The 25,825-nt window shown below is 47.4% G+C and carries 34 protein-coding genes; 20 read left to right on the top strand and 14 right to left on the bottom strand.

Going from position 1 to position 25,825, the window contains the following annotated elements:
• Positions 1-11: 11 nt before the first annotated feature.
• The 8 genes from AC58VC_RS23505 to AC58VC_RS23540 all read left to right on the top strand — a co-directional run bounded on the left by AC58VC_RS23505 (position 12) and on the right by AC58VC_RS23540 (position 4,844).
• Positions 12-224: a YqzN/YkzM domain-containing protein gene (locus tag AC58VC_RS23505; protein WP_497371885.1), complete on the top strand. Its 213-nt coding sequence runs from the start codon at positions 12-14 to the stop codon at positions 222-224.
• Positions 224-760, top strand: coding sequence for a phage tail sheath N-terminal beta-sandwich domain-containing protein (locus AC58VC_RS23510; protein ID WP_497371887.1), 537 nt, complete (start codon positions 224-226; stop codon positions 758-760). Before AC58VC_RS23505 ends, AC58VC_RS23510 begins: the two co-directional genes overlap by 1 nt.
• A gap of 28 nt (positions 761-788) precedes the next feature.
• Complete coding sequence (locus AC58VC_RS23515; protein ID WP_497371889.1) at positions 789-980, top strand: hypothetical protein; 192 nt, start codon at positions 789-791, stop codon at positions 978-980.
• Positions 981-1,402: 422 nt separating this feature from the next.
• Positions 1,403-2,248: a hypothetical protein gene (locus AC58VC_RS23520; protein WP_497371891.1), complete on the top strand. Its 846-nt coding sequence runs from the start codon at positions 1,403-1,405 to the stop codon at positions 2,246-2,248.
• A gap of 97 nt (positions 2,249-2,345) precedes the next feature.
• The gene (locus AC58VC_RS23525; RefSeq protein WP_497371893.1) at positions 2,346-3,260 is read left to right on the top strand and encodes a complement C1q domain-containing protein; all 915 of its coding nucleotides are present in this window, start codon (positions 2,346-2,348) and stop codon (positions 3,258-3,260) included.
• Between the two features lie 14 nt (positions 3,261-3,274).
• Positions 3,275-3,811 (top strand): XkdW family protein, encoded by a 537-nt coding sequence (locus tag AC58VC_RS23530; RefSeq protein ID WP_497371895.1) that lies wholly within the window; start codon positions 3,275-3,277, stop codon positions 3,809-3,811.
• 56 nt (positions 3,812-3,867) lie between these two features.
• Positions 3,868-4,266 (top strand): phage holin family protein, encoded by a 399-nt coding sequence (locus tag AC58VC_RS23535; protein ID WP_497371897.1) that lies wholly within the window; start codon positions 3,868-3,870, stop codon positions 4,264-4,266.
• Complete coding sequence (locus AC58VC_RS23540; protein WP_497371899.1) at positions 4,263-4,844, top strand: glycoside hydrolase family 73 protein; 582 nt, start codon at positions 4,263-4,265, stop codon at positions 4,842-4,844. The genes AC58VC_RS23535 and AC58VC_RS23540 overlap by 4 nt, the downstream gene beginning before the upstream one ends.
• Before the next feature lie 254 nt (positions 4,845-5,098).
• Here AC58VC_RS23540 and AC58VC_RS23545 read toward each other — a convergent pair whose 3' ends face one another.
• Positions 5,099-5,767, bottom strand: a complete 669-nt coding sequence (locus AC58VC_RS23545) for a putative endonuclease domain-containing protein (RefSeq protein ID WP_497371901.1) — start codon at positions 5,765-5,767, stop codon at positions 5,099-5,101.
• A gap of 126 nt (positions 5,768-5,893) precedes the next feature.
• Positions 5,894-7,177, bottom strand: a complete 1,284-nt coding sequence (locus AC58VC_RS23550; RefSeq protein ID WP_497371903.1) for an NAD(P)-binding domain-containing protein — start codon at positions 7,175-7,177, stop codon at positions 5,894-5,896.
• A 126-nt stretch (positions 7,178-7,303) separates the two neighbouring features.
• On the opposite strand from AC58VC_RS23550, the gene AC58VC_RS23555 reads away from it, so the two are divergent.
• From AC58VC_RS23555 to AC58VC_RS23585, 7 genes are all read left to right on the top strand, one after another.
• Positions 7,304-8,659 carry a glucose-6-phosphate isomerase gene (locus AC58VC_RS23555; protein WP_497371905.1) on the top strand — a complete coding sequence of 452 codons (1,356 nt, stop codon included), beginning with the start codon at positions 7,304-7,306 and terminating at the stop codon, positions 8,657-8,659.
• A gap of 168 nt (positions 8,660-8,827) precedes the next feature.
• Positions 8,828-9,469, top strand: coding sequence for a YigZ family protein (locus AC58VC_RS23560; RefSeq protein ID WP_497371906.1), 642 nt, complete (start codon positions 8,828-8,830; stop codon positions 9,467-9,469).
• 53 nt (positions 9,470-9,522) lie between these two features.
• On the top strand, positions 9,523-10,179 hold the full coding sequence (locus tag AC58VC_RS23565; protein WP_145658145.1) for a TetR/AcrR family transcriptional regulator: 657 nt from the start codon (positions 9,523-9,525) through the stop codon (positions 10,177-10,179).
• A gap of 128 nt (positions 10,180-10,307) precedes the next feature.
• Complete coding sequence (locus tag AC58VC_RS23570; RefSeq protein WP_497371908.1) at positions 10,308-10,532, top strand: DUF1128 domain-containing protein; 225 nt, start codon at positions 10,308-10,310, stop codon at positions 10,530-10,532.
• 173 nt (positions 10,533-10,705) lie between these two features.
• Positions 10,706-11,044 carry a hypothetical protein gene (locus AC58VC_RS23575; protein WP_497371910.1) on the top strand — a complete coding sequence of 113 codons (339 nt, stop codon included), beginning with the start codon at positions 10,706-10,708 and terminating at the stop codon, positions 11,042-11,044.
• Positions 11,045-11,190: 146 nt separating this feature from the next.
• Complete coding sequence (locus AC58VC_RS23580; protein ID WP_497371912.1) at positions 11,191-11,433, top strand: spore germination protein; 243 nt, start codon at positions 11,191-11,193, stop codon at positions 11,431-11,433.
• Positions 11,434-11,451: 18 nt separating this feature from the next.
• Positions 11,452-11,721: a hypothetical protein gene (locus tag AC58VC_RS23585; protein ID WP_497371914.1), complete on the top strand. Its 270-nt coding sequence runs from the start codon at positions 11,452-11,454 to the stop codon at positions 11,719-11,721.
• A gap of 20 nt (positions 11,722-11,741) precedes the next feature.
• Here the strand turns inward: AC58VC_RS23585 and AC58VC_RS23590 are convergent, their stop codons facing one another.
• The 9 genes from AC58VC_RS23590 to AC58VC_RS23630 form a co-directional block, all read right to left on the bottom strand.
• The gene (locus AC58VC_RS23590; protein ID WP_497371916.1) at positions 11,742-12,077 is read right to left on the bottom strand and encodes a hypothetical protein; all 336 of its coding nucleotides are present in this window, start codon (positions 12,075-12,077) and stop codon (positions 11,742-11,744) included.
• Positions 12,078-12,100: 23 nt separating this feature from the next.
• Positions 12,101-12,598 carry a hypothetical protein gene (locus AC58VC_RS23595; protein ID WP_497371918.1) on the bottom strand — a complete coding sequence of 166 codons (498 nt, stop codon included), beginning with the start codon at positions 12,596-12,598 and terminating at the stop codon, positions 12,101-12,103.
• 63 nt (positions 12,599-12,661) lie between these two features.
• On the bottom strand, positions 12,662-12,880 hold the full coding sequence (locus AC58VC_RS23600) for a hypothetical protein (protein ID WP_497371920.1): 219 nt from the start codon (positions 12,878-12,880) through the stop codon (positions 12,662-12,664).
• Positions 12,881-13,045: 165 nt separating this feature from the next.
• Positions 13,046-13,489, bottom strand: a complete 444-nt coding sequence (locus tag AC58VC_RS23605; RefSeq protein ID WP_157317986.1) for an Hsp20/alpha crystallin family protein — start codon at positions 13,487-13,489, stop codon at positions 13,046-13,048.
• A gap of 103 nt (positions 13,490-13,592) precedes the next feature.
• On the bottom strand, positions 13,593-13,883 hold the full coding sequence (locus AC58VC_RS23610; RefSeq protein ID WP_477500208.1) for an alpha/beta-type small acid-soluble spore protein: 291 nt from the start codon (positions 13,881-13,883) through the stop codon (positions 13,593-13,595).
• A 20-nt stretch (positions 13,884-13,903) separates the two neighbouring features.
• A complete protein-coding gene (locus AC58VC_RS23615) occupies positions 13,904-14,356 on the bottom strand; it encodes a GtrA family protein (protein ID WP_497371922.1) in 453 nt (150 codons plus the stop codon).
• Position 14,357: 1 nt separating this feature from the next.
• Positions 14,358-15,425: a glycosyltransferase family 2 protein gene (locus AC58VC_RS23620; protein ID WP_497372142.1), complete on the bottom strand. Its 1,068-nt coding sequence runs from the start codon at positions 15,423-15,425 to the stop codon at positions 14,358-14,360.
• A 71-nt stretch (positions 15,426-15,496) separates the two neighbouring features.
• Entirely contained in the window at positions 15,497-15,598 is a 102-nt protein-coding gene (locus tag AC58VC_RS23625) for a YjcZ family sporulation protein (RefSeq protein WP_157317989.1), read from the bottom strand.
• Positions 15,599-15,719: 121 nt separating this feature from the next.
• Positions 15,720-16,325, bottom strand: a complete 606-nt coding sequence (locus tag AC58VC_RS23630) for a DUF2087 domain-containing protein (RefSeq protein ID WP_497371924.1) — start codon at positions 16,323-16,325, stop codon at positions 15,720-15,722.
• A 187-nt stretch (positions 16,326-16,512) separates the two neighbouring features.
• On the opposite strand from AC58VC_RS23630, the gene AC58VC_RS23635 reads away from it, so the two are divergent.
• Both AC58VC_RS23635 and AC58VC_RS23640 read left to right on the top strand, forming a co-directional pair.
• Positions 16,513-17,151: a futalosine hydrolase gene (locus tag AC58VC_RS23635; RefSeq protein WP_497371926.1), complete on the top strand. Its 639-nt coding sequence runs from the start codon at positions 16,513-16,515 to the stop codon at positions 17,149-17,151.
• A gap of 1 nt (position 17,152) precedes the next feature.
• The gene (locus tag AC58VC_RS23640; RefSeq protein WP_497371928.1) at positions 17,153-17,992 is read left to right on the top strand and encodes a 1,4-dihydroxy-6-naphtoate synthase; all 840 of its coding nucleotides are present in this window, start codon (positions 17,153-17,155) and stop codon (positions 17,990-17,992) included.
• A 364-nt stretch (positions 17,993-18,356) separates the two neighbouring features.
• On the opposite strand, the gene AC58VC_RS23645 is transcribed toward AC58VC_RS23640, so the two are convergent.
• Both AC58VC_RS23645 and AC58VC_RS23650 read right to left on the bottom strand, forming a co-directional pair.
• Entirely contained in the window at positions 18,357-19,313 is a 957-nt protein-coding gene (locus AC58VC_RS23645) for a D-2-hydroxyacid dehydrogenase (RefSeq protein WP_497371930.1), read from the bottom strand.
• 21 nt (positions 19,314-19,334) lie between these two features.
• Entirely contained in the window at positions 19,335-20,345 is a 1,011-nt protein-coding gene (locus tag AC58VC_RS23650) for an RluA family pseudouridine synthase (protein WP_497371932.1), read from the bottom strand.
• 228 nt (positions 20,346-20,573) lie between these two features.
• Between AC58VC_RS23650 and AC58VC_RS23655 the strand changes: the two genes are divergently transcribed.
• Both AC58VC_RS23655 and AC58VC_RS23660 read left to right on the top strand, forming a co-directional pair.
• Positions 20,574-21,560, top strand: coding sequence for a hypothetical protein (locus tag AC58VC_RS23655; RefSeq protein WP_497371934.1), 987 nt, complete (start codon positions 20,574-20,576; stop codon positions 21,558-21,560).
• A 153-nt stretch (positions 21,561-21,713) separates the two neighbouring features.
• The gene (locus tag AC58VC_RS23660) at positions 21,714-23,201 is read left to right on the top strand and encodes an alpha/beta fold hydrolase (RefSeq protein WP_497371936.1); all 1,488 of its coding nucleotides are present in this window, start codon (positions 21,714-21,716) and stop codon (positions 23,199-23,201) included.
• Between the two features lie 43 nt (positions 23,202-23,244).
• On the opposite strand, the gene AC58VC_RS23665 is transcribed toward AC58VC_RS23660, so the two are convergent.
• Entirely contained in the window at positions 23,245-24,279 is a 1,035-nt protein-coding gene (locus tag AC58VC_RS23665; protein ID WP_497371938.1) for a LacI family DNA-binding transcriptional regulator, read from the bottom strand.
• A 132-nt stretch (positions 24,280-24,411) separates the two neighbouring features.
• Between AC58VC_RS23665 and AC58VC_RS23670 the strand changes: the two genes are divergently transcribed.
• On the top strand, positions 24,412-25,755 hold the full coding sequence (locus AC58VC_RS23670) for an FAD-dependent oxidoreductase (RefSeq protein WP_497371940.1): 1,344 nt from the start codon (positions 24,412-24,414) through the stop codon (positions 25,753-25,755).
• Positions 25,756-25,825: the final 70 nt, after the last annotated feature.

Below are 25,825 nucleotides of genomic sequence, written 5' to 3' on the forward strand. Positions count from 1 at the left end.
AGGTGACTGATTTGAGACAGAGCAAAACTCAAGCAAACGGTAATGCGGATGAAGACATCGTGTTGTATGACAAAGAAGAACTAATGGCGAATTCAAAAACGCTTTTTGATTGTACCCCGGAAGTGCTTGTTGGTGCCTTGCAGGTCGATTCTGAAACGATGTTTTCGATCGCATACGTTAATCAAGCAATTCAAAACTTTTTACAAAGGAAGGTGCAGGAATAATGGCGGGTGGAACTTGGAGTGGAACGGATCGACCGGTATTACCGGGATTTTATATGAATTTTGAGGCTGCGGCGTTAAGTGCGATCTTGCCTGGAAGTCAAGGCGTTGTAGCCGTCCCGGTGAAAGCAAATTGGGGAGCTATGAGACAGTTTGTTGAAATTACGAGTGAGCAAGGTATCTACGATGCTTTCGGTCGCGATCAAAGCGGCTCGGCTTCTGCGCAAGCGATCTTGAAACTGGCATTGCTCGGCAAGCCGAAGAAGGTGCTTGCTTACCGTATTGCGGATGCAACAGCAGCCAAAGCTGCCTTAACACTGAAGGATTCGGCTTCTGCCAATGTACTGAAGCTAGAAGCGAAGTACGAAGGTGCACGAGGCAATGGCTTCTCGGTCATTATTCAGACGAATCCGGTAGATGCGTCGAAAAAGGATTTGAAGCTGCTTGAAGGCTCCGCAGTTCTGAAGACATTTACATTCTCGGGTAGCTCCGTTCAGGCAGCTGCGGATGCTCTAAATCAAGATAGTGGAAATATTTAGCTAACAGCGACTGTTCTTGCTCCAGGCAATGGTACCCTGGCTGCCCCGTATCAGGCAGTGCATTACTGGCGGCAGCTCTGGTATCAGCGGGGTTGCCTCAGCAGATTACTTGAATGCTTTGAGCGCATTGGAGACGCAGGAATTCCATGTGCTTGCGCTGGACGGCGTAACAGATACGGGCATTCAGGCATCGGTTGCTGCTTTAAATACTATGTATTGATAGGGAACGTTAAACCAGTTTTAGGTAAAGCTGCTTTACGTCTTGTAACGTACACTTCCTCAAGCGCAACCGTTAAGACACCTTATTCCAATATAATCTCGAACACGACCAAATTTAGTATTACACGATTAAAATTTGCTACAAGTTCAACAGAGATAAGCGCTCAAATACGACTGCAACTTATAAATTCAACAAATGCCGATGTGTTTACGGCAACAGGGGAAAATTCATACTTTGATGGCATTCGAGTGTACGAAGTTTCTCAAACAGAATATAACGAATTTGACGCAATGACAGACGCGCAGGTGGCAGCTAAATACCCGTACGTAGACGATATAAAACATGTTAATGCACCTTATGTAATTAAATATGGTGAAAACCTACTACCGTCTTTTAATGAGTGAACAGTTAATTCCACGACAATGGTTGTTTCACCTTATGTTTATAATCAGCCTGCAACAATCCCGTCAGGAGCTTGGCTTAACATAAACATCCCTGTAATACCGAATGAAGACTATTTCTTATCATTTACACCAACGGGATTAACTGTTGCCGTTTTTGATGCTACATCTTCTACAGCTATATCAGCATATTCCACAAATGAAAGAACATTTAATACAGGTAACAACTCAAGTATATGTGTTTTTATTAATGGATTTGGAAGTGGCACTGTATCAAACCCAATGCTAACCCTTGGCTCAACAGCTAAGTCTTTCAAGTCACGCAATGATGATATTTTGGCATTCCCTAACACACAACTTGCGTCAAGTATAGATGGAACGGTTTATGAAACGTTGTTTAAACGTGATGGAAGGTATTTTGTTGAGGGACGGTATAAGGACATGGTGCTTGATGGAAGTTTGAATTGGACTATTGGATCTGGCATGACTGGATGTAAAACGGTTGCTTTATCACTACCTAATATTGCTGAAATATATCCGATAGGTATAAAGTACGACGGAAAAATATTAGCAAAAAACGTAAACGCGCCTGACGTAATGTGGGCAGATACTAGCAATAAAATATTGTTTAGCGGGATTGCCAACACAGACAGTGGTTGGGGCGAAGATTACTCCCCGACTTCACAAGAGATTCAAGCTTATTTCAACGGTTGGGTCATGTACGATATTTCGGTGGGCAATCCGGCAAATAAAAATAATGGGGCGGGTATAAAGGGGTGGTGCTACAGATTAACTGCATATAATGGTGCGCCTACCGCGAGTACTATGGCCGGTGGTAGCTATACTTCCAACGTCACCCGCACCTAATACGGGAGTATTTTCGCCTTATAAACTCACTTATCAACTAGCTATACCTACGTTCGAGGAAATTCAAGCCGACGGCAGCATGTCACTTCATGAGGGTTTGAACCAAATTGAAGTGGGGCAAGGGTTTGTTTTGCGGGAGAAAATGCCATTAAAAAGTGTTGATGGCATATATTACACTTTAAATGATACAAGGGATACAACTACTTATTTAAAAAGCCCAATATCTAAAATAATCAATGTTTTTAAAAATAGTAAACTTGATTCTCAGTCAAATAGAAGTTCTCTATCAAGTGACTCATTGTGGACATTGAATTACTTTGATGCAGTTACTAGAGGTATTGTTAAGCCTGTTTTACACAAAAGTGGATTTGACCCATCAGCAGCGTATGAAGTCTCATACATTGCAACGGATCAGTATCTATTGTCTGCTCCAATAACAAGTATTTCTGGAGAAGTCCCAAGTAACTTGAAAACCGTTGTTGATGCGCTAGTAACAAATCAGGCGGACATTGATGCGCGAGTAAGAGCCAATGAGATCGTCGCGAGACGGACATATGATATTCAGCGGCAAAACGGCAATGTGCTTAACCCATGGGGAGATAACACTACAGCGTCCCGAAGTTCATTCAGGGTGTTAAACTCAGCAGGGCAATCAATTGGTGCGGCTACTAATAGTAAAACAACTTGGAACACTATAATTCATGACAATTTAGCTGAGTTTTCAACAGTAGCAAGTAGATTCACAGCTATACAAGCGGGTGTGTATCAGGTTAACGTAACTTTGTCGTTTTCGGCAAACACTACAGGCAGCATGAGTTTACTTCTATACAAAAATGGTTCTGCAGATCAGTATTTGAACTATCAGCCAACAAACACAAACGCGACAGTACTAATCGGCAGTGGTCAAATTAAACTTAACGCAGGGGACTACTTGGAAGTTTACGTAAATACAGCCACAGCCTCAACAATTGCAACGGGAAGCAATTTCCTTTCAATTACAAGAATCGCATAAAGGAGGAAATCCCCATGAACATAGCACAAGCAATTATTCACCTATTACCGCAAGCCAATCCTATGATGGATTTCATCGTCCAAGACGATTCAGATGGCAGCGGGCCCTACATCGCCCAATGGAACCTCGAAGCCGCCCAACCAACTGAGGAAGAATTGCAAACCGCATGGGTAGCTATGCAGCCAACACCTGAATCCTTAATCTCCAGTGAGAAACTCTCAAAAATCACCGAACTCGACACAGCTTGCAACGCAGCAATACTATCAGGCTTTACCTCCAACGCATTGGGCGCAAACCATACCTACGACTTCGACTACGAGGCGCAAACGAATCTCAACACGATGCTAAACGCAATGATAGCTGGTCTAGTCTCTGAACCTATCATTTGGAAAGCTAGCAACATGCTCCAGCCGCATACGATTGAACAATTCAAGTCACTGTTCACAGACAGTCTCACGCACAAAACGACCAACATCAACAAGTATTGGGAGTTAAAAACAACAGTTACTGCAGCAAACAGTATGGAGGGTGTGGCATCTATATCATGGTAAATATTTTGATAACACAACCATTCTTACTCCCATCTCAAAAGAAAGGAGCGAAACCGATGAATCAAATTATGTTCAGCTCGATTTTGGCCGCGCTTAGCGCGTGTGTAACCTATGCCTTCGGCGGGGTGAGTGAATTGATGGGCCTATTCTTGATGGCAATCGCCGTTGATTATGTCACAGGCATTGCCGCCTCCATGAAGGAACAGCGCGGTCTAAATAGCCAAGTTGGCTTCTGGGGGTTAACCCGCAAAGGCATGATGCTGCTTGTCATTATGCTGGCTCACCGCATGGATCTTCTATTAAACACGAATCTCATGATGACGGGGGCGATTTATTTTTACTTGGCAAATGAGTTTATATCGATCACTGAAAATTACGGTCGGTTAGGACTGCCACTGCCTAGCTTTTTGAAACAAATGATTCAAGTGCTTCGCAACAAGAGTGAAGGATTATGAACAAGGATAGTTTTATCGCGCAAATAGCACCAGCTGCGCAAGCGAATATGCGGGAGTTTGGCACTCTGGCAAGTGTGACATTGGCACAGGCTATTTTAGAAAGCGGTTGGGGAAGCCATGCACCAGGCAACAATCTGTTTGGCATCAAGGGGAGCGGGCAACTGTTAGTTACTCAGGAGTTTATTAATGGCAGATGGCTTCAAATTGTAGATGGCTTCTGTGTTTACGACAGTTGGTACGAAAGTATTCGTGATCATTCGTATTTTCTCTCCCAAAATTCCAGGTATGCCAACGTATTGAACGAGCTGGACTACCGATTGGCCTGCCAAAAGTTGCAGCACGCAGGATACGCAACCGATCCGCTGTATGCGGACAAACTAATTCGTATTATTGAAGGGAGCGATCTCACGAGGTTTGATTCAACCAAAGAGAAAGGGGAGTATATCATGAGCACCGATGACGCGAATAAAATAATCACATTCCTATCCGCCGCCTGGACAAGCACTGAGGTTGCGGAAGCTAGAGCTGAGTTTCATCGCTTGGCCAACGAACTCAGAAAAGCATCTGGACAACTGTGAGGAGCATGCAAGAATAAGAGTCTCTACCGACTCTTATTCTTGCATTTAAGCTAAAATGTATAAAAATAGAAGTCTTCAAGGACTCTTATTCGTTACAAAACACCCGTCTAGGGAGCAGTTTTTAGAAGATAAGAGTCCCTAGAGACTCTTATCTCTACCCAAAACCACAATAGAAAAGGAATAAGAGTCTCCAAAGACTCTTATTCCAATTTGATATCCATCAGGGGAGCAACGAGCAAAGGTTCCGTCTCACCCTACAGAAACAAATTCTTTCCAGCAGCATCCCACACATAGGAGCGAATCCGCTTCTCTCCGCTCGCCGGTCGAATAATCCCCTTCTGGTGCAGCGAATGCAGCCATCTGCGAGCATGCTCAACGCGAATGCCAAGTTGCTCCGCCACGTCACGTGGCTTAAGAGGAGACGTGGAGCTGGCTGCTAGGCGAACGATCTCCTTTTCCCGATGAGCAAGCGACAAGGAAGGTGACTGTTCATCTCCATACCAACGTCCCATAAAGTGCAAGATCATTTGCTGACAGCGTCGCTGCTTGTGAGTGATGTCATCGTAGGAAAAGCGGAGCACTTTCCATCCGTCCAGGACGAGTTGGTTTTGACGCATGAGATTATCTCCAAAGCGGGAGCGGTCAATGTCTCTGGCATGAGGACCAAAGCCATCAATTTCAATGGCTACTCGGTACGGCGGGCGAAGATAGGCGAAATCGATGAAACGAGTGCCGTCTTGAAAATCTTTTACTTCATATTCGGGATGCAGTTGACGAAAGTGTCCGATAGCTGTCCACCACACCTGCCGCAAAAATAATGTTTCCGCATGTCCGTGTCCTTCTAGCAATCTACGCATCCGTTCTCCTGAGCGTTTCCCTCTATGGGAGTTTATTAAAGCTTCATACTCCAAATCAAAGCTCAAGCCAATCCCCTCCAAACAAAATAAACCGCCTCTCCCAATAGGAAAGACGGTGTTCTTCACGCATCAATGAGTTTACATGTATCCTTGTATTTACATTTTCATATTTTCAAGTACTTCCAATAACCGCTACAAAGCGTTCTCAATATGCTCATCAATATACTTCTCGAGCTTGATCCGCACATAAGGCGGCAAGCCAGATAGCATACAGCCATAGCGGAACTTATCGCCATCCGTCTCGATCCGAATCACGCGAGCGGTGATTGGTGGGAGCTCCGCTTCCTGCGGGAAGTGGATGACGATGAACATGTCCGGCGCAAGTGGTGCAGCAGTTGTGATCTGCAGTCCGCTCTCCGACAGGTCGAAGAGTGTGCCGTCGATGTTTTGGCCGGAGAAGGAACCTTCCTGCTCCCATTGATAGATGGACAATTTCAAGTTGATGTCCAGCTTCACACGTGTGTTACGACGGCGCTCACGACCTGAAAGCGGCGATGCCGGCTTCTCTTGAGCGACAACAGGCTCGCTAGTTCTTGCGATTTGTTGCCCCATCCAGTCTTCGTAGCATTGGATGACCGAGCTCAAATCCTCATCGCCAAGGCCCTTGCTTAATCCCATTTGGAACAAGCCTGCCGTTGTTTGCAGCAGGGGAACCGGCAATTGGAAATTACTTGCCAGTCCTTGAGCAAGCAAGAGATCCTTGAGCATCAGCTTTAATGAGAATTGATTGCTGAAATCGCGGTTCAATATTTTATCGCCTTTGAGGTCGACTATTTTGCTGTTTGCTCCGCCAGAGCGGATGATTTCTAGAAACTTCTCAAGGTTAACCCCTGCTTTGGATGCGATAGATAAGCCTTCGGCAAACCCAAGCAAGTTAATGCCCACCATGGTGTTATTGGCAAGCTTGGCATAGGAACCGGAGCCGGAAGGGCCTAGGTAAAGGGCTTTACGGCCCATTGCAAGGAAGAGCTGCTCATGTTCATCGAACACTTCCTGACTACCGCCGACCATGAACGTAAGCGAGCCTTCTTCGGCTGCAGGCTTACTGCCTGTGACAGGCGCGTCGAGGAAGTCGACGAAATGGGCTGCAAGCTCCTCAGCCAGCTTTTGGCTTGTTTGTGGAGAAACGGTGCTGGAATCAATAATCGTAAGAGCGGGATGAATACCGCTTAGAACGCCTTCTTCGCTGTAAAATATATCCAACAAAGCGGCATCATTGCTAAGCATGGTGAACAGTACATCCGAATGACGGGCAGCATCGGCAGGTGTTGAAGCCACTTCAGCGCCAAGACGAGCCAGCTCGTCCGCTTTTTCAGGAGTACGGTTATAAACGGTTACCATAAAACCTTTTTGAATAAGGTTAGCAGCCATGGGTTTGCCCATTGTGCCAAGTCCGATAAAGCCGATACGTTTCATGATCATTCACCTCTGGAATCATTTTATCATGGGAAATCTAACCTGTGAATGCCTTCTTTACTTGCTTTTGTACAAGCAAATAAGTATGCTAGGAAAAGGAAAAAAATAGAGATGGAGGCGAGCATATTGAGCTCTAAGCTACAATTTGACTACAGCAAGGCATTGTCCTTTTTATCCCAACATGAGGTTGATTATTTGTCTGGGCAGGTAGAACTGGCGCATGATCAGCTGCATAACAAAACAGGTGCCGGCTCTGACTATTTAGGGTGGGTGGAACTGCCTGAGAAGTATGATCGTGAGGAATTTGCTCGCATTCAAGCGGCGGCTAAACAAATTGGGTCTGACTCTGAAGCGCTTGTTGTTATTGGAATCGGCGGTTCTTATTTGGGAGCGCGCGCTGCGCTTGAAATGCTGTCTCATTCGTTCTATAATATTTTGCCTAAAGATAAAAGAAAAACGCCAGAGATTTATTTCGTTGGAAATAACATCTCCTCTACATATGTAACACACCTTCTTCAATTGTTGGAAGGCAAAGATTTCTCCGTGAACGTAATTTCGAAGTCCGGAACAACGACAGAGCCAGCGATTGCTTTCCGTATTTTCCGTGAACTGCTCGAGAAGAAATATGGTAAAGAAGCCGCTCGCAAACGTATCTATGCAACAACGGATCAAGCTAGAGGAGCTTTGAAAACACTAGCCAATGAAGAAGGCTATGAATCTTTCGTAATTCCTGATGATGTAGGCGGACGGTATTCCGTTCTGACTGCTGTTGGCTTGCTGCCAATCGCGACAGCTGGTATTGATGTAGAAGCGATCATGAAAGGTGCTGCGGATGCTCAGCGCGAGTACGCGAATCCGAAGCTTAGCGAGAACCAAGCTTACCAATATGCAGCTGTTCGTAACGCGCTTTACCGCAAAGGCAAAACGATCGAAATTCTCGTTAACTACGAGCCATCTTTGCACTTCGTCTCGGAATGGTGGAAGCAACTGTTCGGCGAAAGCGAAGGGAAAGACTACAAAGGTATCTACCCGGCTTCTGTAGATTTCTCTACAGATCTTCACTCCATGGGCCAATTCGTTCAAGACGGCAACCGCATCTTGTTTGAAACGGTGATTCAAGTTGACCAAGTGGCTGATCATATTACGATCGGTACAGATGCTGATGATTTAGATGGACTTAACTTCTTGAGCGGGAAAACGATGGATTTCGTGAACAAAAAGGCCTTCCAAGGCACGATGCTTGCTCACACGGACGGACACGTACCGAACCTAATCGTTACGCTGCCAGACATGACGCCTTATTCCTTCGGGTATATGGTATATTTCTTTGAGAAAGCTTGCGGTATCAGCGGTTATCTGATGGGTGTGAATCCTTTTGACCAACCAGGCGTTGAAGCTTACAAGAAGAATATGTTTGCGCTTCTAGGCAAACCGGGTTACGAGAAAGAAAAAGCGGAGCTGGAAGCACGTTTAGAGAAGTAATTTACGAAAGTAAGGAACAAAAACGATCCATCCAACCGGATAGATCGTTTTTTTCATGGAAAATTACCATTATTTATGTGGTAAATTTTCTTACAATATTGTCGAAGTCAAAACTAGTGTGTAGAATGTAATGAAACAGTTGTTTCCTTCTACCAAGAAAGGTCGGCTATGCTAGCAAATTTCAAAACAATCCAATCGTACGGATCGTCGGAAATCATCATCAAGAAGTCGCGTTTCATCGGTCATGCCAAGCCTGTGGAGTCAGAAGAAGAGGCTGCCCACTTTATTGAAGCGATCAAGAAGGAACACAAGACGGCTACACATAACTGCAGTGCGTACGTCATCGGAGACAGGGACCAGATTCAGAAGCAGTCTGATGACGGAGAACCGAGCGGCACGGCAGGTAAGCCGATTCTGGAAGTGATTAAGCATCAAGGGCTCAAGAATATCGCTATCGTCGTAACCCGTTATTACGGCGGCATCATGCTCGGCGCGGGCGGACTCATTCGGGCTTATACGGATGGAGCCGTGGTGGGCATTGAAGCTGCACAACCCGTTTACAAAGTAAATCATCAGAGGGTGATGATTGAGGTTGATTATACGTGGTATGGCAAAATCGAGAATGAACTGAGAAATCAGGGAATGCTTCTCGGGGATATTGATTTTACTGATAAAGTAACAGTAAGTTGCTATCCTTTAGCAGGAGCTGCGGATGCATTTATCAATTGGGCAACAGATTTTACGCAAGGTCAAGGTATTATTATCGCTGGAGAGAACGAGTACATCGTTCACAAGAACCTGCCCGTATAGGCAGGTTCAAGACTAAACAAAATTAAATAGGCTAAGGATGCGGAGGGATAGGAATGGCTAGGAAAGCAGTCGCGCAAGAGCTTAGCAGAGAACGGATACTTACCGAGGCTCGGGAATTATTCGCCACTTTCGGCTATCGCGCTTTAACGATGCGCAGCATCGCAAAAGCAATGGGGTACAGTCATGGGGCATTATATTACCATTTTACAGAGAAAGCAGAACTATTCTACGCGTTAATTAAAGACGATTTCTCCTTGCTGATGCAGCGTCAACGGGAAATGATCGTACGTGAACATGGATTTAGCGTGAATTTGCTTCAAAAGTTAATGATGGAGTTCGTCTGGTTTGGCCTTACCAATCCGAACCACTATGAAATGATGTTCATGCTGAATGAACCTGAACTGCAGCAGTATTCCCGTACCGAACAAGCGCAATGCCTCGAAATGTTCTCCATCGTCGTTCGTCAGGTTGTAACGGACCAGCCTGGCTTCGAAAGCAAAAGATTTACTCTTCCTTGGAATTTGTTTATGTCTCTACACGGCCTCATATCGTATTGCATCCAGTTCAAAATTACTTATGAAGAAGCCCGCAGGCTGGCTGATGAGCACATTCGTCTTATTTGTGTAAGCTTGGACCTAGATTCTCATGAGCAGCAGCGCCCGCTTGTCAAAATGGTGGGACCGCATTTGCCAATCACCAATGCCATATAACTAGTTAAGGAAGAGGGACGATGGTCTTTCTTCTTTTTTTTTTGCCGCGTGTGAAGCTTGTATTTTACATTAGCCCTCATGTGCATTAATATAGGGAAAAGAACAGCTGGGAAGGATGAGGGTCTAACATGGATTTAAATAATTGGTCGGAAGAAAATGTGGAATTTATGTTTGAAGAAATAAAGAAGAAGCTTCGCATGGCTACGGGGGGCTCCATTAAGGCCTCTAACGTGAAAGAGGAAGTGTATGAGGATCTGAAAGACTTGTACGACATGGTCGCAAGTAAAGATAGATTCAGTATCAGCGAGATCGATGCTATAACAACAGAGCTTGGAAAGATTCGTAAGGGATAGGCACTTATTGATAAAATGCTGTTTTTCTAGGCGTATGACCTGGAAAAGCGGCATTTTTTATAGGCGAACGACTATTTTTCAGGTTGGGTGGACAGCTATCCAAGCGATGTTACCTACACAGGAGTACACTGTAGAGCAATGTATCCCTGGTGGCTAAAAGGAGGTGGACGTTCGTGGCATCCCAAATTCGTAAATCAGATGTTCGTAAATTGGTCGGCAAACAAATTGTGGCTCTTAAGAAAGACGGAACAAGCGTGTCCGGTAAATTGGTAAGAATCAGTGGAAACACGTTGATCGTTGCTCCACAAAAAGGTAAAAAAGTTCAAGTTAAAGCGATTATCCCTTTGGTACTGTTTGACCTATTAGCAATTGGTACTGCACCTTATGCATACGGTGGCGGCTTTGGTTATGGTGGCTTTGGCCCAGGCTTTGGAGGAGGCTTTGGCCCTGGTTTCGGTGGCTTTGGTGGTGGCTTCGGCCCAGGCTTTGGTGGCTTTGGCGGCTTTTGGTAGTAAGCTAAAAAGTAAGGGCTGTGCCGAAATGGTGCAGCCCTTTTTTTGCGTATATGTTATTCGTACACCAATTGGTTGACGAGTGAATAGGCTAGCATACAGGATTCATCCCATAGCCTTGTCAACCCATGATAGGAGTGAGCAGTATGCCGAGTTCTATCGTTTTTAACATGATCAATATTAACAATCAGAACACCAATGCAACCATCGGGATCGGTGAGAATGCACAGTCTAGCTGGGATTCGCACAGTAAAAACAATTACGGAACCGGTGAGTTCATCGGTAATTCGATATCCGCCAATATTGTGAATTTCATCTATGATAATGACTTTATTGATGCCCCAATTAATGATCAGGATTTCAAACCAGCAGTTACGAATCAAGTCTAATAGAGTGAGGTGAGTCGTATGCAGAGAGCACCTCTTTCCGCCATTCCTCTAGACCCGCCGCTCATTCAGTTTGATTCTATTCATGTGAATGCGATATCGGATGGTTCCGGTATTTTTATCGGGACGAATACGCAAGTGTACTGGACAACAAGCGGGAAGTCGAATTCCGGCCTTGGCGAAGTAAGCGGTGAGAACAATTATGTAGTGAATAATATTAACACGGTTCACGATAACGACATTATCGACGCGCCTTACACCAAAGGGGATCTCGTTATTGGCCGGATATAAAAGACAGCTTCAACACGCCTTCAGTCTGGTGTTTGCGGCGTGCTAACGGACTCTTCCGGCTTTTTGGCACCTGAAGGTGGCGTGTAGCCGGAGGCTTCCGCCTGTGCAGTTATCATCTCCTGGAGCCAGTCAGGTGTTTCATTATCGCCGACATTGAGCATATCGAGGAAGTCGGAGTCGTTGAGCATGGAGCGTGTTCCAACTAATTGATTGTTGTCGCCTTCTACAGCGCCAAAGCCTTGTACAGTCTTCTGATTGCTCTGGAAATCTGTGGGCCAATTGTTGCCCATATTGATACAAGAAGCACTTTCAACCGATCCGATTCGGATCGAGCCGATGATAAAAGTCGGTGACATGAAGGATGACAAGGGGGAACACCTCATTTCGTTTTGGATTGCGGCGGCGTGTACTTGTAGCCAGTGGAGGTTCGCGCTGTCGATGACGCCGCGCCGTCGGTGCCTGACTCCGCCTGCGCGGGGGACTCTCCCTTAGGGGCTTTAGTGGGCGCTGGTCGGGAAGTTGCCGCAGGCGGCTCTTTTGACACTTGAGCACGCTGAAAAGCCTCATCGAGAGGGCCTTTTTTCTCATTCGGCTTAGCCCCGAAGTTGTTCCCCAAATTTAAGGAGCCGCTCAGTTCTTTAATATCCAAGTGATCCAAACGAAAGGTTAGATTTTCTAAGACTGGCTGATGAACATGCAGGGTATCTATATGAATCTGCGGATGCTTGGCGGTCAGGTTGGATAACTCTTCTTCTAATTTCTTCATGCGCTTTTCTAATTGCTGAACGGTAAGGGAAGAGGGAGCAGAGGCAGATGCAGAGACTGAGCCAGGCTCATGTCTATTGGGAGCGGCTGCCCCGACTTGTGATGGTGCCACAGTATTCGCTCCTTGCGGTTTGGGAGGCGGTGATTTTTTCTTTTGAAACCACATGGTTGTTTCTCAGCTCTTTCGGATAAATGGTTTAAAATCAAAGAGGTCCCCGTCGTTAACGAGATGCTTACCGCCGATCACAACATTCCCCTCGCCATTCACTTCTCCGAGTCCCTGATTGGTCTTCGCGGAATGCCGTCTGCCGACGATCCGATTCGTTCCTTTGTTCACACTGGATGATGCCGCTAGGCTGTCGATATGAATTGATTGAAATTGGATGCGTACCACAATAATCCCCTCCATATCCGCTTTTCCGAATGTTCTCTTTTCATTATATGGGGACAAACGAAGATTCATTTCTCTTTTCCAAAAATCTCAAAACAAATAACGCTCAACCTTGATCCTACTGCAGGCAGGTGACGGTGTCTCCGGCAAGCTTAGGGTGGCTGAACGTTATGTGAACTGAATAGGAATAACTTTCTCCCCATCGGGTGGTGCCAAAGGAATGCGGATGATAAGCAGACCGTTATGATACTGCGCCCGCATCTGCTCAGTCAACGCTCTTCCTGGTAAGCGAATGGTACGCTCAAAGGCCCCGAAGAAACGCTCGGACAGTCTCATTTGCTCATCAAGTACTTGATAAGGCCGAACAAGATGCCCTCGGATTAACAGCGATTGATCGCGGAAAGATAGTTGAATCTGCTCGGGGGCGGACAACCCGGGAACCTCCGCGACGACAACGAGCTCCTGCGGTGTTTCATACATATCGATTCTTGGCCCGGTTAACGGGATGATACTGGCAATGTCCTGCCAGAATTCAGGGCCCAGCACATCGCCGGCTTGCGCCGTGAGCCCTTTCCAATCGGGCTTTGGCGGACGGTTGCCTGGAGGATTCATCGACCATCATCACCTGACTTTTGCATAGAAAATAGCGCTGCAAGCAGCTTGCTATTAGTTTATGTATAGCCGCGGCGGATTATGGCATCTACTGTGAAGCGGATCATTGCGGGGGCCGCTGCTCCGCTAATTTCTGCTGCGCCATACGAACGAGTTCCTTCACCATTGCGCCGCCAATCGGACCGCCGATCCTGCCCGCGTCTTCCGAGCTCAATTGGCCGTTGTAACCCTGCTGCAGGGGAACACCCAACGTTCTGGCGACCTCATATTTGACCAAATCAGGCCGCTCTGGATTCACATTATAACCTTGATTTCGCATGACTTGTGCTTTAAGAATTCCGAGTCCGTGTTCGGATCCGGGCACGATGGCCCGGTTGCTTCTTCTACGTGCCATTAGGCATCACCTCTTGGTGATTAGGATACCCCGCTGGTGGTGCGACCATTAGCCCGAAATGTAAAATATTTATGTCCCAAATAATTACCAATGGTGTAGAAGCCATTTCCAACCAAAATAGCGACATTGTGCAGCCAGTTTACCTGCAAGTCCGGCCACAGTGCGCCTGCGGCTTCAGAGAGCAGCAGACCGCAGCTATAGGACAAGCCGTAGCAGCTTAATATAACGATCGCAAATTTCCACCAACTGCTGCCTACACTGGCATTCGAACGGAACGTAAATGTACGATTTAGCGTATAGCTGACGATAGCGCCTAGCGTATTTCCCGCGAATGTCGAGAGCCAATAGTTCATTTGCAGCAAATTGAAGAAAGCGAAGCTGGCGGAAAGGCCAACTAATGTATTGAATACACCGACAAGTAAAAATCGTAAGAAACTGCTTGATAACAATCTCAATAATCGTTGTTGTATCATGTTAGCGACGGTTCGAAGCAGCCGGGACGGATGGAGGGTTTACCTGTAACTCATCCTGTTCCTGAGAGCTTGCTTTCAATACCTTTTCAATGACAAAAAGCGGCCTCTGCTTCACTTCTTTATATATTTTTCCTATGTATTCGCCAATTAGACCAAGCGCGAGCAGTTGTACGCCCCCAATGAACCAAACCGACAAGACCAGTGAAGTCCAGCCAGTCACATTGGCTCCCAGCAGTTTGCCGATAATGGCGTATAAGCCAGCAAAGACACTGAGAAGGAACAGGACGAAACCCATTAATGTAACGAAACGGATCGGTGTTACGCTGAAAGACGTGATGCCGTCGAAAGCGAAGGCAAGCATTTTGCGCAGCGGATACTTCGACTCTCCGGCGAAACGCTCTTTACGGTCGTAGTACACCTGAGTAGACGGGAAGCCAAGAAGCGGCACCATCCCACGCAGGAATAAATTAACCTCTTGGAATTTCTCCAAATTATCGAGAGTACGTTTGCTCATTAAGCGAAAATCCGCGTGGTTGTAATGTATTTTCACACCAAGGGAAGTCATTAGTTTATAAAAACCTTGCGCCGTTGCCCGTTTGAAAAAAGTATCTGCAGATCGATCCTGCCGGATACCGTATACGATATCGTAGCCATCACGGAATTTGAGGACGAATTCTCGGATAACATCCGTGTCATCCTGTAGATCCGCATCGATGGATACGACGCAATCGGAATAAGCTTTGGCATGCATGAGACCGGAAAGCAAGGCGCTTTGATGCCCTGCATTTCGGGCCAGTTTAAGCCCGGTAACAAAGGAGTTTGAGGCGTGAAAACGCTCGATAAGCGACCACGTTGCGTCCTTGCTGCCATCATCAACCAAGAGCATAGTGCTCGTGCTTGCGATTAGATGATCTGTGATGAGGGCGTCGATTACGCCGCTGAGCCGGAATACCGTTTCCGGAAGGACTTCTTCTTCGTTATAGCAAGGGACCACAATGGTTAAAATCGGAGTAGCCACAATTCCTCGTCTCCATCCTGAGTAGGTAATAAGAACGATACAGGCTTCCATTATAACGTAAAAGCTCACAAAAAAGTAAGCGGCCGAGACGAATTCATCGTCCCAGCCGCTTTTAAAAGTCATTACCAACCAAATCCGAAGGTACTTAGAACGATAACCAAGAGGATGAATAAAACGAGGACTACAGCAGCTCCATTGTAGGTTGTTCCGCATCCGCAACTCATGTCTATCCCTCCCTTCACAAAATTACTATATGTCATTCATCTAGAGGGTGTATGGATGAATGTCCATATTTATCATTTTTATTTGGGGACGTGTCCATTTAACGTTGCGGTGCGGAGCCGATCAGGATAAGGTTTCCCATTTGGCCCACATTTCGGGCGGATTCATCTCATAGATCTCGTTTTCCCGGAACATAAACTGATGCATGATAAACTCCCGGCGAATCGTTGCAAAATCGGGATGGTACTGCTTAATCCACTCGTTAAGCTCTTTCTCTGTATACGTGCGTCCCTTTTCGAGCTGGTCGATGAGATGCCCCAGTACGATTAGCTTCTTTTTAAGTTGAGAAGGGATATGCTTGAGCTTACCATCGTGGGTGAAGAAATTGCGAATAATGGACTGCTTCAGGTTCTGACGCGTGTCTTCCGTCTGCATGGATGCTGATTCTCCTTTCTGATTTTTGAAAATGAGGTCAGCTGTCGCGCTGGCGTTGCTGCGGATAAAATATTCGTTTAACGCGAAGTAAATCGTATTCTTGTCTCTGCGTTCGTGAATGAGGCTGGCTTCGCGAAGTTTGGCAGCATGATGAGTAATTGTAGCGGGTGTAACGCCTAATTTCTCCGCTAGCACTTGACCGTTCAATTCCCCGTCTCTGAGCAAAATGAGCATGCGAATACGCGTCGCGTCGGACAGCGCTTTGTGGTAGGTGATAATTTTATCTAACTGCATGGCAGGGGCACCTTCCTATTCAAAACTAATTTATCAAATATCTAATTAGATAATAATTAAATTAGTTATGGAAGTCAAGACGGCTGTAGCGGAAGTGTTCAAAAGTTTCTTATTTGGTCCTAGTCATGTAAAATAATCTATAAAATAATCATCATGGTTTTTGATTAAAAAGGGGATTGGCCTAATAATGCGTGTACTTATTATGACGGCAGTAGCGCCTGAAAGGGATGCTGTGCAGCGGGGGCTTGGCCATGACAGCAGGTTTGAATTCGCTTTGGCCGGCGTAGGTCTTGCAGCAGCAGCCGTTAATGGCGCAATGGTGCTTGCCGCAGCACAATATGATTTGGTTGTTATCGCGGGTATTGCCGGCGGATTTCCCGGACAAGCGGAGATCGGATCGCTTGTAGTCGCGAGCGAAATCATCGCCGCAGATCTTGGTGTGGAGCTGCTGGACGGCTTCAGCTCCCTCGACGACCTCGGCTTCGGCACAACGCGTATCAGCGTTGCGACGGGCACGGCCGAGCGATTAACGGCGGCGCTCACCGCCGCCGGTCTTAGCGCGCGCACTGCGCCGGTACTCACGGTAGCGACAGCCACCGGGACGGCGGCTACCGCAGCCCTGCTAGCGGCGCGCGTGCCCGGAGCTGCTGCCGAAGCCATGGAAGGCTTCGGCATTGCCACGGCCGCCGCACTGCGCGGCGTGCCTGTGATTGAAATCCGCGCGATTTCCAACGCGGTCGGTCCACGTGACCGCGATGCCTGGCGCATCGGCGACGCTCTACAAGCTTTAGAAGCAGCAAGTTCAGTCTTAGCGGAGGTGCTTTAAAATGAAAATTGCGTATTCACCTTGTCCCAATGATACTTTTGTTTTCCATGCGTGGGCGCACGGCTTAATCCCCGGCGCTCCAGAGCTGGATGTCTTATATGCCGACATCGACATTACGAACAAGCTGGCTGCCGAAGGCACTGGCCCCGACGTGCTCAAAATCTCTTACGCAGCACTCCCATGGGTGCTGAAAGAGTACGCCCTGCTGCCCTGCGGCGGTGCCTTGGGCAGAGGCTGCGGCCCGCTCGTGCTGACGCAGTCCGGCGCAGCAGATCCTGACCCGGCACAGCTTAGCGGCCGCCGGGTCGCAGTGCCAAGCGAGCGCTCGACCGCGTATTTGCTGTTCCGCCTCTGGGCTGAACAGAACGTTCCCGGCGGCGTGGGTGAAATCGTGGTCATGCCGTTCCACGAGATCATGCCTGCCGTACGGGACGGCCAGATTGACGCCGGCCTAGTGATTCATGAAGCGCGCTTTACTTACCCGTCGTACGGGTTAGCGCTTCTCAAAGATCTGGGCAGTTGGTGGGAAGAAGATACCAACTTGCCGATCCCGCTCGGCGCCATTGTAGCGCGGCGCACGATGGATCTTGAGGCGCTTGCGGGCTGGGCCCGCGCCTCTGTGGAATACGCGTGGGCGCATCCGGAAGCTTCGCGCGACTACGTCATGCAGCACGCGCAGGAGATGGACCCGCAGGTCGCTCAGGCGCATATTGACCTGTACGTGAACGAGTTCACCGCTAATCTTGGCGATGACGGTTATGGCGCTGTGTTGACCTTGCTTCAGCGCGCAGCAGAGGCGGGCATTGTGCCGCAGATGGATTATGCGGCACTGCTGAAGTAGGCTCATCTATGCTTGCCTCAGCTCGGTTATGCCTTGCCAGCCTTACCCTAGCTCATCTCTGCCTCACCTTGGCTCTGCCCTGCACCACCCGCCGTACCTAATAGGGGAACTACAGTCACCTATGCCACCATTCCCGGCAGCAAAGGGAACTGGAGTCCGCTATTCTCCCGGTTCTCGGAGAAAATCAACCTTGAGAACGGAAATAGCGCCCTGCAGTTCCGCCAAGTCAGCTATTTCCAGCTGTTCACGTCAAATAACGCCCTGTAGTTCCTTCAATGCACGCAGGCAGCACCATCACCAAAAAGAGGGCCGAAATTCCAACAACCTTGGAATCTCGGCCCTCTTTTCATATTCCTTGAATCTATCACCCAATCAAATTCCGTGGCTGCCCGTCAACGAAGGCACGCACATTACTAACGGCTGTCGTCATCAGCCGAGCACGCGCTTCTTTGGTGGCCCAAGCAATATGCGGCGTAATAAGCACATTTCGCGCAAGCAGCAAGGGATTATCCGATGTTGGCGGCTCTACAGTCAACACGTCGAGACCGGCACCTGCCAGACGCCTTTGATTCAAGGCCTGCGCAACATCGGCTTCATTCAGAAGACCGCCTCTTGCCGTATTTATGAGAATAGCCGTAGGCTTCATAAGTGCAATTCGCTCTGTATTAATAAGCTCTTTGGTCTCCGGGGTCAACGGACAGTGGAGAGAGATGACATCGGACTGCTGCAGAAGCTCTTCCAGCGGTACCCAAGTAAGACCATCGACTGGCTCAGGAGTACGCCTACCACTGCCAGTTGCAACTACGTTCATGCCCATGGCCTGTGCGATGAGGGCTGTTTGTTTGCCGATTTGACCTAAGCCGATGAGCCCAATCGTTTTGCCGCTAAGCTCCATGAGGGGAGATACCGTGTAGCAGAAGTCGATCGAGCCGGACCAATCTCCTTTTACAACACTGTCGCTATGCTGCTGCACTCGGTGGCAAAACTCCAGCAATAGAGCAAAAACCAACTGAGCAACAGATTGCGTGCTGTAAGCGGGAACATTGGTCACAAGAATGTTGTGCTCCTTAGCTGCTTGTATGTCAATGATGTTATAGCCCGTTGCAAGGACGCCAATGTAGCGAAGATTCGGCAACTGCTGCAATGTCGCAGCAGAAAGCGGAGTCTTGTTCGTTAACACGATGTCGGCGCCAGTCGCGCGATCGACAATCTGTGATTCAGCGGTGCGCTCATAGACAATAACCTCTCCAAGAGCGTGTAAACCATCCCAACTCAAATCGCCAGGATTTAACGTATACCCGTCAAGCACAACAATTCGCATTTTGTGAGATCTCCTAATGGCTTATTTTTTTGCGGGCAATTCACGGAAAGGGTTCATAAACAGCTTCGGAATGTTCGTCTCAAAACGCAGCAGCTCACCTGTTGTCGGATGCAAAAAGGCAAGTACACGCGCATGAAGTCCGAGACGGCCAATTTCCTTCGTTTTCGAACCATATTTCTTATCGCCTACTACAGGGTGTCCGATGTCCTGCATGTGGACGCGGATTTGATTTTTACGCCCTGTTTCCAGATTAACTTCAAGCAGGGAGAAATTCCGGTTTGCTTGTAACGTTTTGTAATGCGTTACGGCGTGCTGACCGTCATTCGGATAAGGTGTCGAGTACATTTTAAGAGATTTGGCATGCTCCTTCAGCCAGGAAGAAATGGTGCCTTCTGATTTCTTGACCAATCCTTCCACCAGAGCTACGTATGTACGCTCTTTCACGCTGTCCTGCCAATTGTTTTGCAGGTGCTGCTGAGCCTTTTCATTTTTGGCGAACATCATGACACCTGACGTATCCCGATCAAGTCTATGCACAACGAAAATCCGCGCTTTCGGATCATGGTTACGCACATGTGCCGTCAGCTGGCGGTAGGCGGTAATTTGATTTTCCTCTGGATTGGTCGCGATCGATAGTAGACCCGTGTCCTTTTGAATAACGATAACATCCTCATCTTCGTGCAAAATGGACATCCCAGCGAGTGGGATATTTTCCACGATCTTCTCTTTGCTAATCGTTACCGTTTGCTCAGGCTGCAGGGGGTGATTGTAAGCTGTGACGGCTTTTCCATTCACCGAAACCTGACCGCGGGCCAGGGTGGCTTTCACGGAATTTCGGCCTACGCCAGAAAGCTTTTCCAATAAGAAGGGCAGAAGCTCTGTTGCTTCCTTAACCGTATACTGGCGAGTGTTCGCCTCCGTGACGGCCTTGGTTGAAACAGGTTTATGCGTTTGGCTCTTGCTGATTTTGAGCTTGGGGTTGTGATTTTGGTTTTTGCTAGGGCTTTGATGCTTGCTTTGCTTTTTGGGCATAAAAATGACCTCCTTTTCAATACATACGCACGCCGATCTAATCGTGTATGTCTAACAATATATCATGTTCACAAAAACAATAGAAACGTTGGCACGGAATTTCATGTGTGCATAAGCCCAAAGCTTAGGTTTCCTGTAACTTTTGTGTAACCGCCGAAAGCGTATAGTAAGAGCATATCAATAGAAATTATGCTCCTTACATAGATAGAAGGGCGGGTACTGTTCAATATGGGAAAATCGACCGATTTCTTAACGTTCCGGCAAGCACGCAGGGTCTTCTTGCAAGGGATTCAATATTTGCATAGAACGTTTTTGTATAGAACGAAAGTTATCACTTATGTTCGTGAGCTAACCAGTGAAACACCGCATTTCCTCACAGATGCAAGCAACTCTGGCGTTAGTCAGGGTTTTCTTGCGGTGACGAACCATTATATCGCATTCTTTGACCGAAATAAAAAAAAAATGGAGATGTTCCCACTGCTGCATACAACCGGCATGGGGTTTGATACGATCGATTCTCAGCCTGTTGTCTGGATTGAAGGTTCTTTTGAGCAGGGGACAGGCCGTTATTTATGGTATGTAGGGAAGCAGAAACAATTCATAGAGGCCGTGAAGGAGCAGATGGAAAAAGGCGTTGTCGCCAAAGAGCTAGCAGCAATTAAGCGGAATCAAGCCAAGTTGGCCTCTTATATGGCAACTGTCAATACAACACTAAATGATAACCGTGAAACGATCTTATGCAACACTAAAGCCCGGATTGACGATAATGCGGACACGTTATTACAAAATATGCAGGTTATGCTGGAAACTATGTGGGAAGTTTTCCTGACGGGTTCGGCGCCCCAATTACGAGCTTTGAATCAGGAAGAAGCTCAGCTGCTCAGAGACAATATTATTTGTTATGCGGCGGTTAAAGGCAATCGGATTGCCAAAATTGTTCTGGAGGCCAGGGGATACAGGCTGCCTACGGAAGATGTATTCATAGAAAGCGATGCCTTCATTGATGAGTACTATAACGCGGTTATGCCTCCGTTTGAAGTCTTGGAGTTGGTTTATGAGGATGTTCTAACCGTTTACCAAAGGTTTCTTCCCGCAACTACTTTGCATCAGGAGCAAGTTGTACAGATTATTTCTGAGGCTGTTAATCTGGGTTACAGAGTTACCATTGCCAACGCCATGGTTATTGTCAAAACATCACTGCGCATTGCTAATTAATAGATAAACTCTGGAAAGTGCACTCTTCGGATTGCGCTTTTTTGTATGGAAAGGTTGAAACCTCCAAAGATTTTTGTACAGCTAGTCATATTGTTTAAATGCCCCGTTCCTTATATGATATAACCTAACATAGAATGGAATGGTGGTGCATCGGTGTCTTTTGCGCAAGTCAATGGCGTTAGCCTCTACTACGAATTACTTACATCCACGCGCGACTCCGAAGAAACGATTGTTTTTTTCCATGGAAATGGTTTTGACTCCTCACGATGGGGACATTTAATTGACGGGTTAAAAGAGGATTACAATCTTCTGCTTGTTGATTTGCGTGGATGCGGACAAAGTGAACCAACCTTAGGCGAGATCTCATGGGACCTGTTTGTTGATGATATTTACGTGCTGATCCGGCATTTGAATCTGCAGAATTTTCACCTGATAGGCCATAGTTTTGGAGGGTCCTTGGCCATTTTTTTCGCCACCCGATACCCGAAGTTAGTCAAGTGCCTCATCCTTATTTCGATTAATGTGCTCTTTCCAGAGATGGATGGGAGCGCCGTCATTAAGAACTATATAGCTTTGATTGAAAAATACGGCATGACCTATATCCTCCAACATTTTCTTCTCCCATCCTTAACGGTCTATCCGTTTCGACATGAGGAAGCTCAGCGTTTGTATAACATGTATGTCGACGTGTCTATTGAAAATTACACCAAATTATTTAAGCTGCAAATCGAGCAGCGGCCAATTAACGAGTTATCATTGATTCAAAGTCCGACCCTGCTGCTTGCTGGGGAATGTGATAAAGTTTATCCTTCTTCTTTCCAAAATATGACGGCGGTGCTTATTCCGGATGCTGCGTTTTATGTCGTTCCTAATGCCGGGAATGCGCTATTTATTGATCAGCCTGACGTAACCGTGCAGTGGATCAAAGACTTTATCAAGAGGAAGATGAATAATCCTGCAGTTGCTAAAAGCGTGGAACAGTCGGAGATTGCAAGCTCCGTCCAACACATGTGGGATTCTTTCTTGCAAACCCTGCTTCCACTTACAAAGCACACGGAACCCGTCATGAAAGTGGAACTTTTATCTGGATTTCGAGTAACCTTGAACGGGCATGAGATATTGGATGGCTGGAACAAGCGTTATGCCCAAAATATTTTGGTCTACTTGGTTTTACACCCTTCTTCCACCAGAGAAGATCTGTGTGATGCGATATTTCCAGCACTACCTTTACCCATTGCCTTGAAAAATTTAAAGGTATACCTGAACTATTTGAAAAAGTTGCTCATCTACGATCAAGATCAGAACTCCATTTTGAAAACGGATCGCAAGCATTTATATCTGCAGTGCAAGATCGAGTGCGATCTTCTTGATTTTTTCGAGCATATCAAACAGGCCTTACATCACGAAGATAACGAAGCGGATATGTATGATAGCTGCAAACGATTATTTCGTTTTATGCGTCATAAGGAAATTATGCCAGGTATTTTTGACCAATGGTTCATTGAAAAGAAAGCAAGAGCAGAATTCAGGCTAGGCGTTCTTGCGGCTTGGATGTCCGGACAGGAGGAGAAGAGGGGGAATGTAATGAAAGCAGCCGAATTTATCAAGCTCGCTAACTATTATACAAGCGAAGAAGAGTAAGAGGGAGCTTAGTGAAGCTGCCCTCTTTTTTATTGGATTGAAATCATTTCTGCTTATGCACAGATAGTGTGCTCCCCATGAAAAATTCTCCTTGCAGCCGCACATGCTCAAAGGGTAAATGCGGGTTGGCGATCCGCCAGAGCATCCGGTCTGCGGCGCGATAGCCGGATTCCCTGATGGGCAGCTGCGGGCGTGAGCACAAAGGGAGTGTATCAATTTGCTCGTTGAGCAGCGCGATGAATGAGCATTGCTGCGGAATTAGGGCGCCGATTCGACGCAGAGTATGGTACACTGGCGCAGCCTCCTCGTCGATGCCGCAGATAACGGCCGTCGGCTTGCGCAGTTGATAGAGCTGCTCGACATCGTGCAGCCAATTGTCTGTGCCGTCACGTTTGGTCGCGTGCTCCCGCGCATCGACGGCATAACCAGCTTCCTTCATTGCCTCGCAGAACGCTTGCCATCGAATAACAAACCCTCTCTGATCTCGCGTATCTCCCACGTACAGAATATTCCGATGTCCCATTCGGACGAGCCTGCGTACGGCTTGGAACATTGCTTCGTAAACATCCCAAATGACACTGTCCACTCTAGATTCTGGTGGGGGGAAATTGAGCAAAATCCGTGGCAGCGGCAGCTCCAGCAGCTTCTGCTCCAGTAGATCGTGATTCATTCGCGGTGCGATGAAGATTCCCTCTGCATATAGCAGTTCTTGATCTTCCGCCCAGCTTTCAAAGTGTGAAGGTTTCAGATCCGGCGGGATGAGCAGCGGCTGAACGGTATGTCCGAATTCCATGAACCTCTCATGAAGGCCTTGCAGCAGCAAGCGATTGAAATTCAAGGACATCTTGTTTTGCACGAGTACGAATCTGCGTTGAACAACGGGATAAGGCGAGATATGGTCAAGCTGCAGCGTTTGCTTCTGATCTTTGGTCATATAACCAAGCTCCCGCGCAAGCTTAAACACTTCACTTCGTGTTTGTTCAGACATACCAGGTAATCCGCGAAGTGCCTTGGACACCGTTTGAATCGTTAGGCCAAGCTGAGCGGCGAGATCGTGGAGCGTTATTCTTTTGCGCATAAGTTCCGGAGTCTCCTTGTACAAGTATGTAGTAATTTTAAACTAATTTTAAACTAAATTGAAAGTTAAATTTCATCTATACTTGGGAAAAGCGAGATAGTGGCCTGAACTTCATACAAGGGAGAGATCGATATGAACAAAATCATAGAAGCGGATATCGTTGTTGTTGGCGGCGGTCCAGCGGGTGTTAATGCGGCTATTGCTGCAGGGCGGAGTGGCGCTAAGACCGTTTTGATCGAGAAATATGGGTTTATTGGCGGGATGTCGACGGCTGCGCTTGTCTATCCATGGATGACCTTTCATACGACGGACGGCAAGCAGGTGATTAAAGGGCTTGCGCAGGAGATTATCGATCGTCTTATGGCAATGAATGCCTCGCCAGGGCATCTCCGAGATACCGTTGGATTCGTGAACACCATAACGCCTTATCACCCTGAGATTTACAAAGTGCTGGCAGTGGATATGCTCAAGGAAGCGGGGGTTAAGCTGCTTTTTCACAGCTTTGTCGATCAGGTGGAAACTGTAGATAACCGCATTCAATCAGTACAGCTCACGTCCAAGTCCGGCAGAATTGATGTGCGCGGCCAAGTTTTTATCGACACGACGGGCGATGCCGATCTCGCTTATTTGTCTGGAGCTCCGTGCCTGCAGGGCCGTGACGGGGATAAGCTGACACAGCCGATGACGATGAAATTCCGCATGCGCGGTGTGGATTTGGCGGGCGTGAAACAATACATGATCGACCATCCGGATGAGTTTTATAAAAAAACACCGTTCTCCGAGTTGGCTGAGCTGCCTTTATCTGGTGTTCTGGGTTACTTCAAGCACTGGAAGGAAGCGAATTTGCCGATCAATCGCGATCAGGTGCTCTTTTTCACAGGGCCAGAAGCTGACGAAGTACTGGTCAATACTACGCGTGTCCAAGGGCTTGACGGCACCAATGTGGAGGATTTGACCGAGGCGGAAGAGCTAGGACGCAAGCAGGTATTGATGGTGGCGGAATTCATGAAGAATAACCTGCCCGGTTTCGAAAAAGCGTCGATTTCATCCGTCGGCGCCCAGATCGGCATTCGCGAAACGCGCCGCATCGATGGCCAGTATGCTTTGCAAGTTGACGATGTCGTGCAAGGTCGGCATTTTGAGGATGTCATCGCGCGGAGCGGGTATCCAATCGACATCCATGATCCTTCCGGCAAGGGCGTGACCGCTGCTTGGGTCAAAGGTGATGGCGCCTATGACATCCCTTACCGCTGCCTGCTTCCGCAAAAAATTGAGAATTTGCTCACCGCAGGGCGCTGTATCTCGACGACGCATGAAGCGTTAGCCACGACACGCCTGACTCCGAGCTGCATGGCAACGGGGCAAGCGGCCGGCTCTGCTGCTGGTCTTGCCGTTAAGCACGGCGTACTGCCGGGCGAGATCGATATTGCCGAGCTGCAGTCTGTGCTTGTGCAGGATGGGGCTTTGCTCTCTTAGGGGGCCCCTATTAATTGGTAGAAAGTGGATATAATCCTGATAAATAGCACGATGTTTTACATCGCGGTAT

Source organism: Paenibacillus sp. J22R67, from assembly GCF_059692175.1.

Coding starts and splice junctions, on each gene's coding strand:
- AC58VC_RS23510 (WP_497371887.1), top strand. CDS start 224: ATGGCGGGTGGAACTTGGAGTGGAACGGATCGACCGGTATTACCGGGA.
- AC58VC_RS23515 (WP_497371889.1), top strand. CDS start 789: ATGGTACCCTGGCTGCCCCGTATCAGGCAGTGCATTACTGGCGGCAGC.
- AC58VC_RS23520 (WP_497371891.1), top strand. CDS start 1,403: ATGGTTGTTTCACCTTATGTTTATAATCAGCCTGCAACAATCCCGTCA.
- AC58VC_RS23530 (WP_497371895.1), top strand. CDS start 3,275: ATGAACATAGCACAAGCAATTATTCACCTATTACCGCAAGCCAATCCT.
- AC58VC_RS23535 (WP_497371897.1), top strand. CDS start 3,868: ATGAATCAAATTATGTTCAGCTCGATTTTGGCCGCGCTTAGCGCGTGT.
- AC58VC_RS23540 (WP_497371899.1), top strand. CDS start 4,263: ATGAACAAGGATAGTTTTATCGCGCAAATAGCACCAGCTGCGCAAGCG.
- AC58VC_RS23550 (WP_497371903.1), bottom strand. CDS start 7,177: ATGAAACGTATCGGCTTTATCGGACTTGGCACAATGGGCAAACCCATG.
- AC58VC_RS23560 (WP_497371906.1), top strand. CDS start 8,828: ATGCTAGCAAATTTCAAAACAATCCAATCGTACGGATCGTCGGAAATC.
- AC58VC_RS23565 (WP_145658145.1), top strand. CDS start 9,523: ATGGCTAGGAAAGCAGTCGCGCAAGAGCTTAGCAGAGAACGGATACTT.
- AC58VC_RS23570 (WP_497371908.1), top strand. CDS start 10,308: ATGGATTTAAATAATTGGTCGGAAGAAAATGTGGAATTTATGTTTGAA.
- AC58VC_RS23580 (WP_497371912.1), top strand. CDS start 11,191: ATGCCGAGTTCTATCGTTTTTAACATGATCAATATTAACAATCAGAAC.
- AC58VC_RS23585 (WP_497371914.1), top strand. CDS start 11,452: ATGCAGAGAGCACCTCTTTCCGCCATTCCTCTAGACCCGCCGCTCATT.
- AC58VC_RS23590 (WP_497371916.1), bottom strand. CDS start 12,077: ATGTCACCGACTTTTATCATCGGCTCGATCCGAATCGGATCGGTTGAA.
- AC58VC_RS23605 (WP_157317986.1), bottom strand. CDS start 13,489: ATGAATCCTCCAGGCAACCGTCCGCCAAAGCCCGATTGGAAAGGGCTC.
- AC58VC_RS23610 (WP_477500208.1), bottom strand. CDS start 13,883: ATGGCACGTAGAAGAAGCAACCGGGCCATCGTGCCCGGATCCGAACAC.
- AC58VC_RS23615 (WP_497371922.1), bottom strand. CDS start 14,356: ATGATACAACAACGATTATTGAGATTGTTATCAAGCAGTTTCTTACGA.
- AC58VC_RS23620 (WP_497372142.1), bottom strand. CDS start 15,425: ATGGAAGCCTGTATCGTTCTTATTACCTACTCAGGATGGAGACGAGGA.
- AC58VC_RS23625 (WP_157317989.1), bottom strand. CDS start 15,598: ATGAGTTGCGGATGCGGAACAACCTACAATGGAGCTGCTGTAGTCCTC.
- AC58VC_RS23630 (WP_497371924.1), bottom strand. CDS start 16,325: ATGCAGTTAGATAAAATTATCACCTACCACAAAGCGCTGTCCGACGCG.
- AC58VC_RS23635 (WP_497371926.1), top strand. CDS start 16,513: ATGCGTGTACTTATTATGACGGCAGTAGCGCCTGAAAGGGATGCTGTG.
- AC58VC_RS23640 (WP_497371928.1), top strand. CDS start 17,153: ATGAAAATTGCGTATTCACCTTGTCCCAATGATACTTTTGTTTTCCAT.
- AC58VC_RS23645 (WP_497371930.1), bottom strand. CDS start 19,313: ATGCGAATTGTTGTGCTTGACGGGTATACGTTAAATCCTGGCGATTTG.
- AC58VC_RS23650 (WP_497371932.1), bottom strand. CDS start 20,345: ATGCCCAAAAAGCAAAGCAAGCATCAAAGCCCTAGCAAAAACCAAAAT.
- AC58VC_RS23655 (WP_497371934.1), top strand. CDS start 20,574: ATGGGAAAATCGACCGATTTCTTAACGTTCCGGCAAGCACGCAGGGTC.
- AC58VC_RS23665 (WP_497371938.1), bottom strand. CDS start 24,279: ATGCGCAAAAGAATAACGCTCCACGATCTCGCCGCTCAGCTTGGCCTA.
- AC58VC_RS23670 (WP_497371940.1), top strand. CDS start 24,412: ATGAACAAAATCATAGAAGCGGATATCGTTGTTGTTGGCGGCGGTCCA.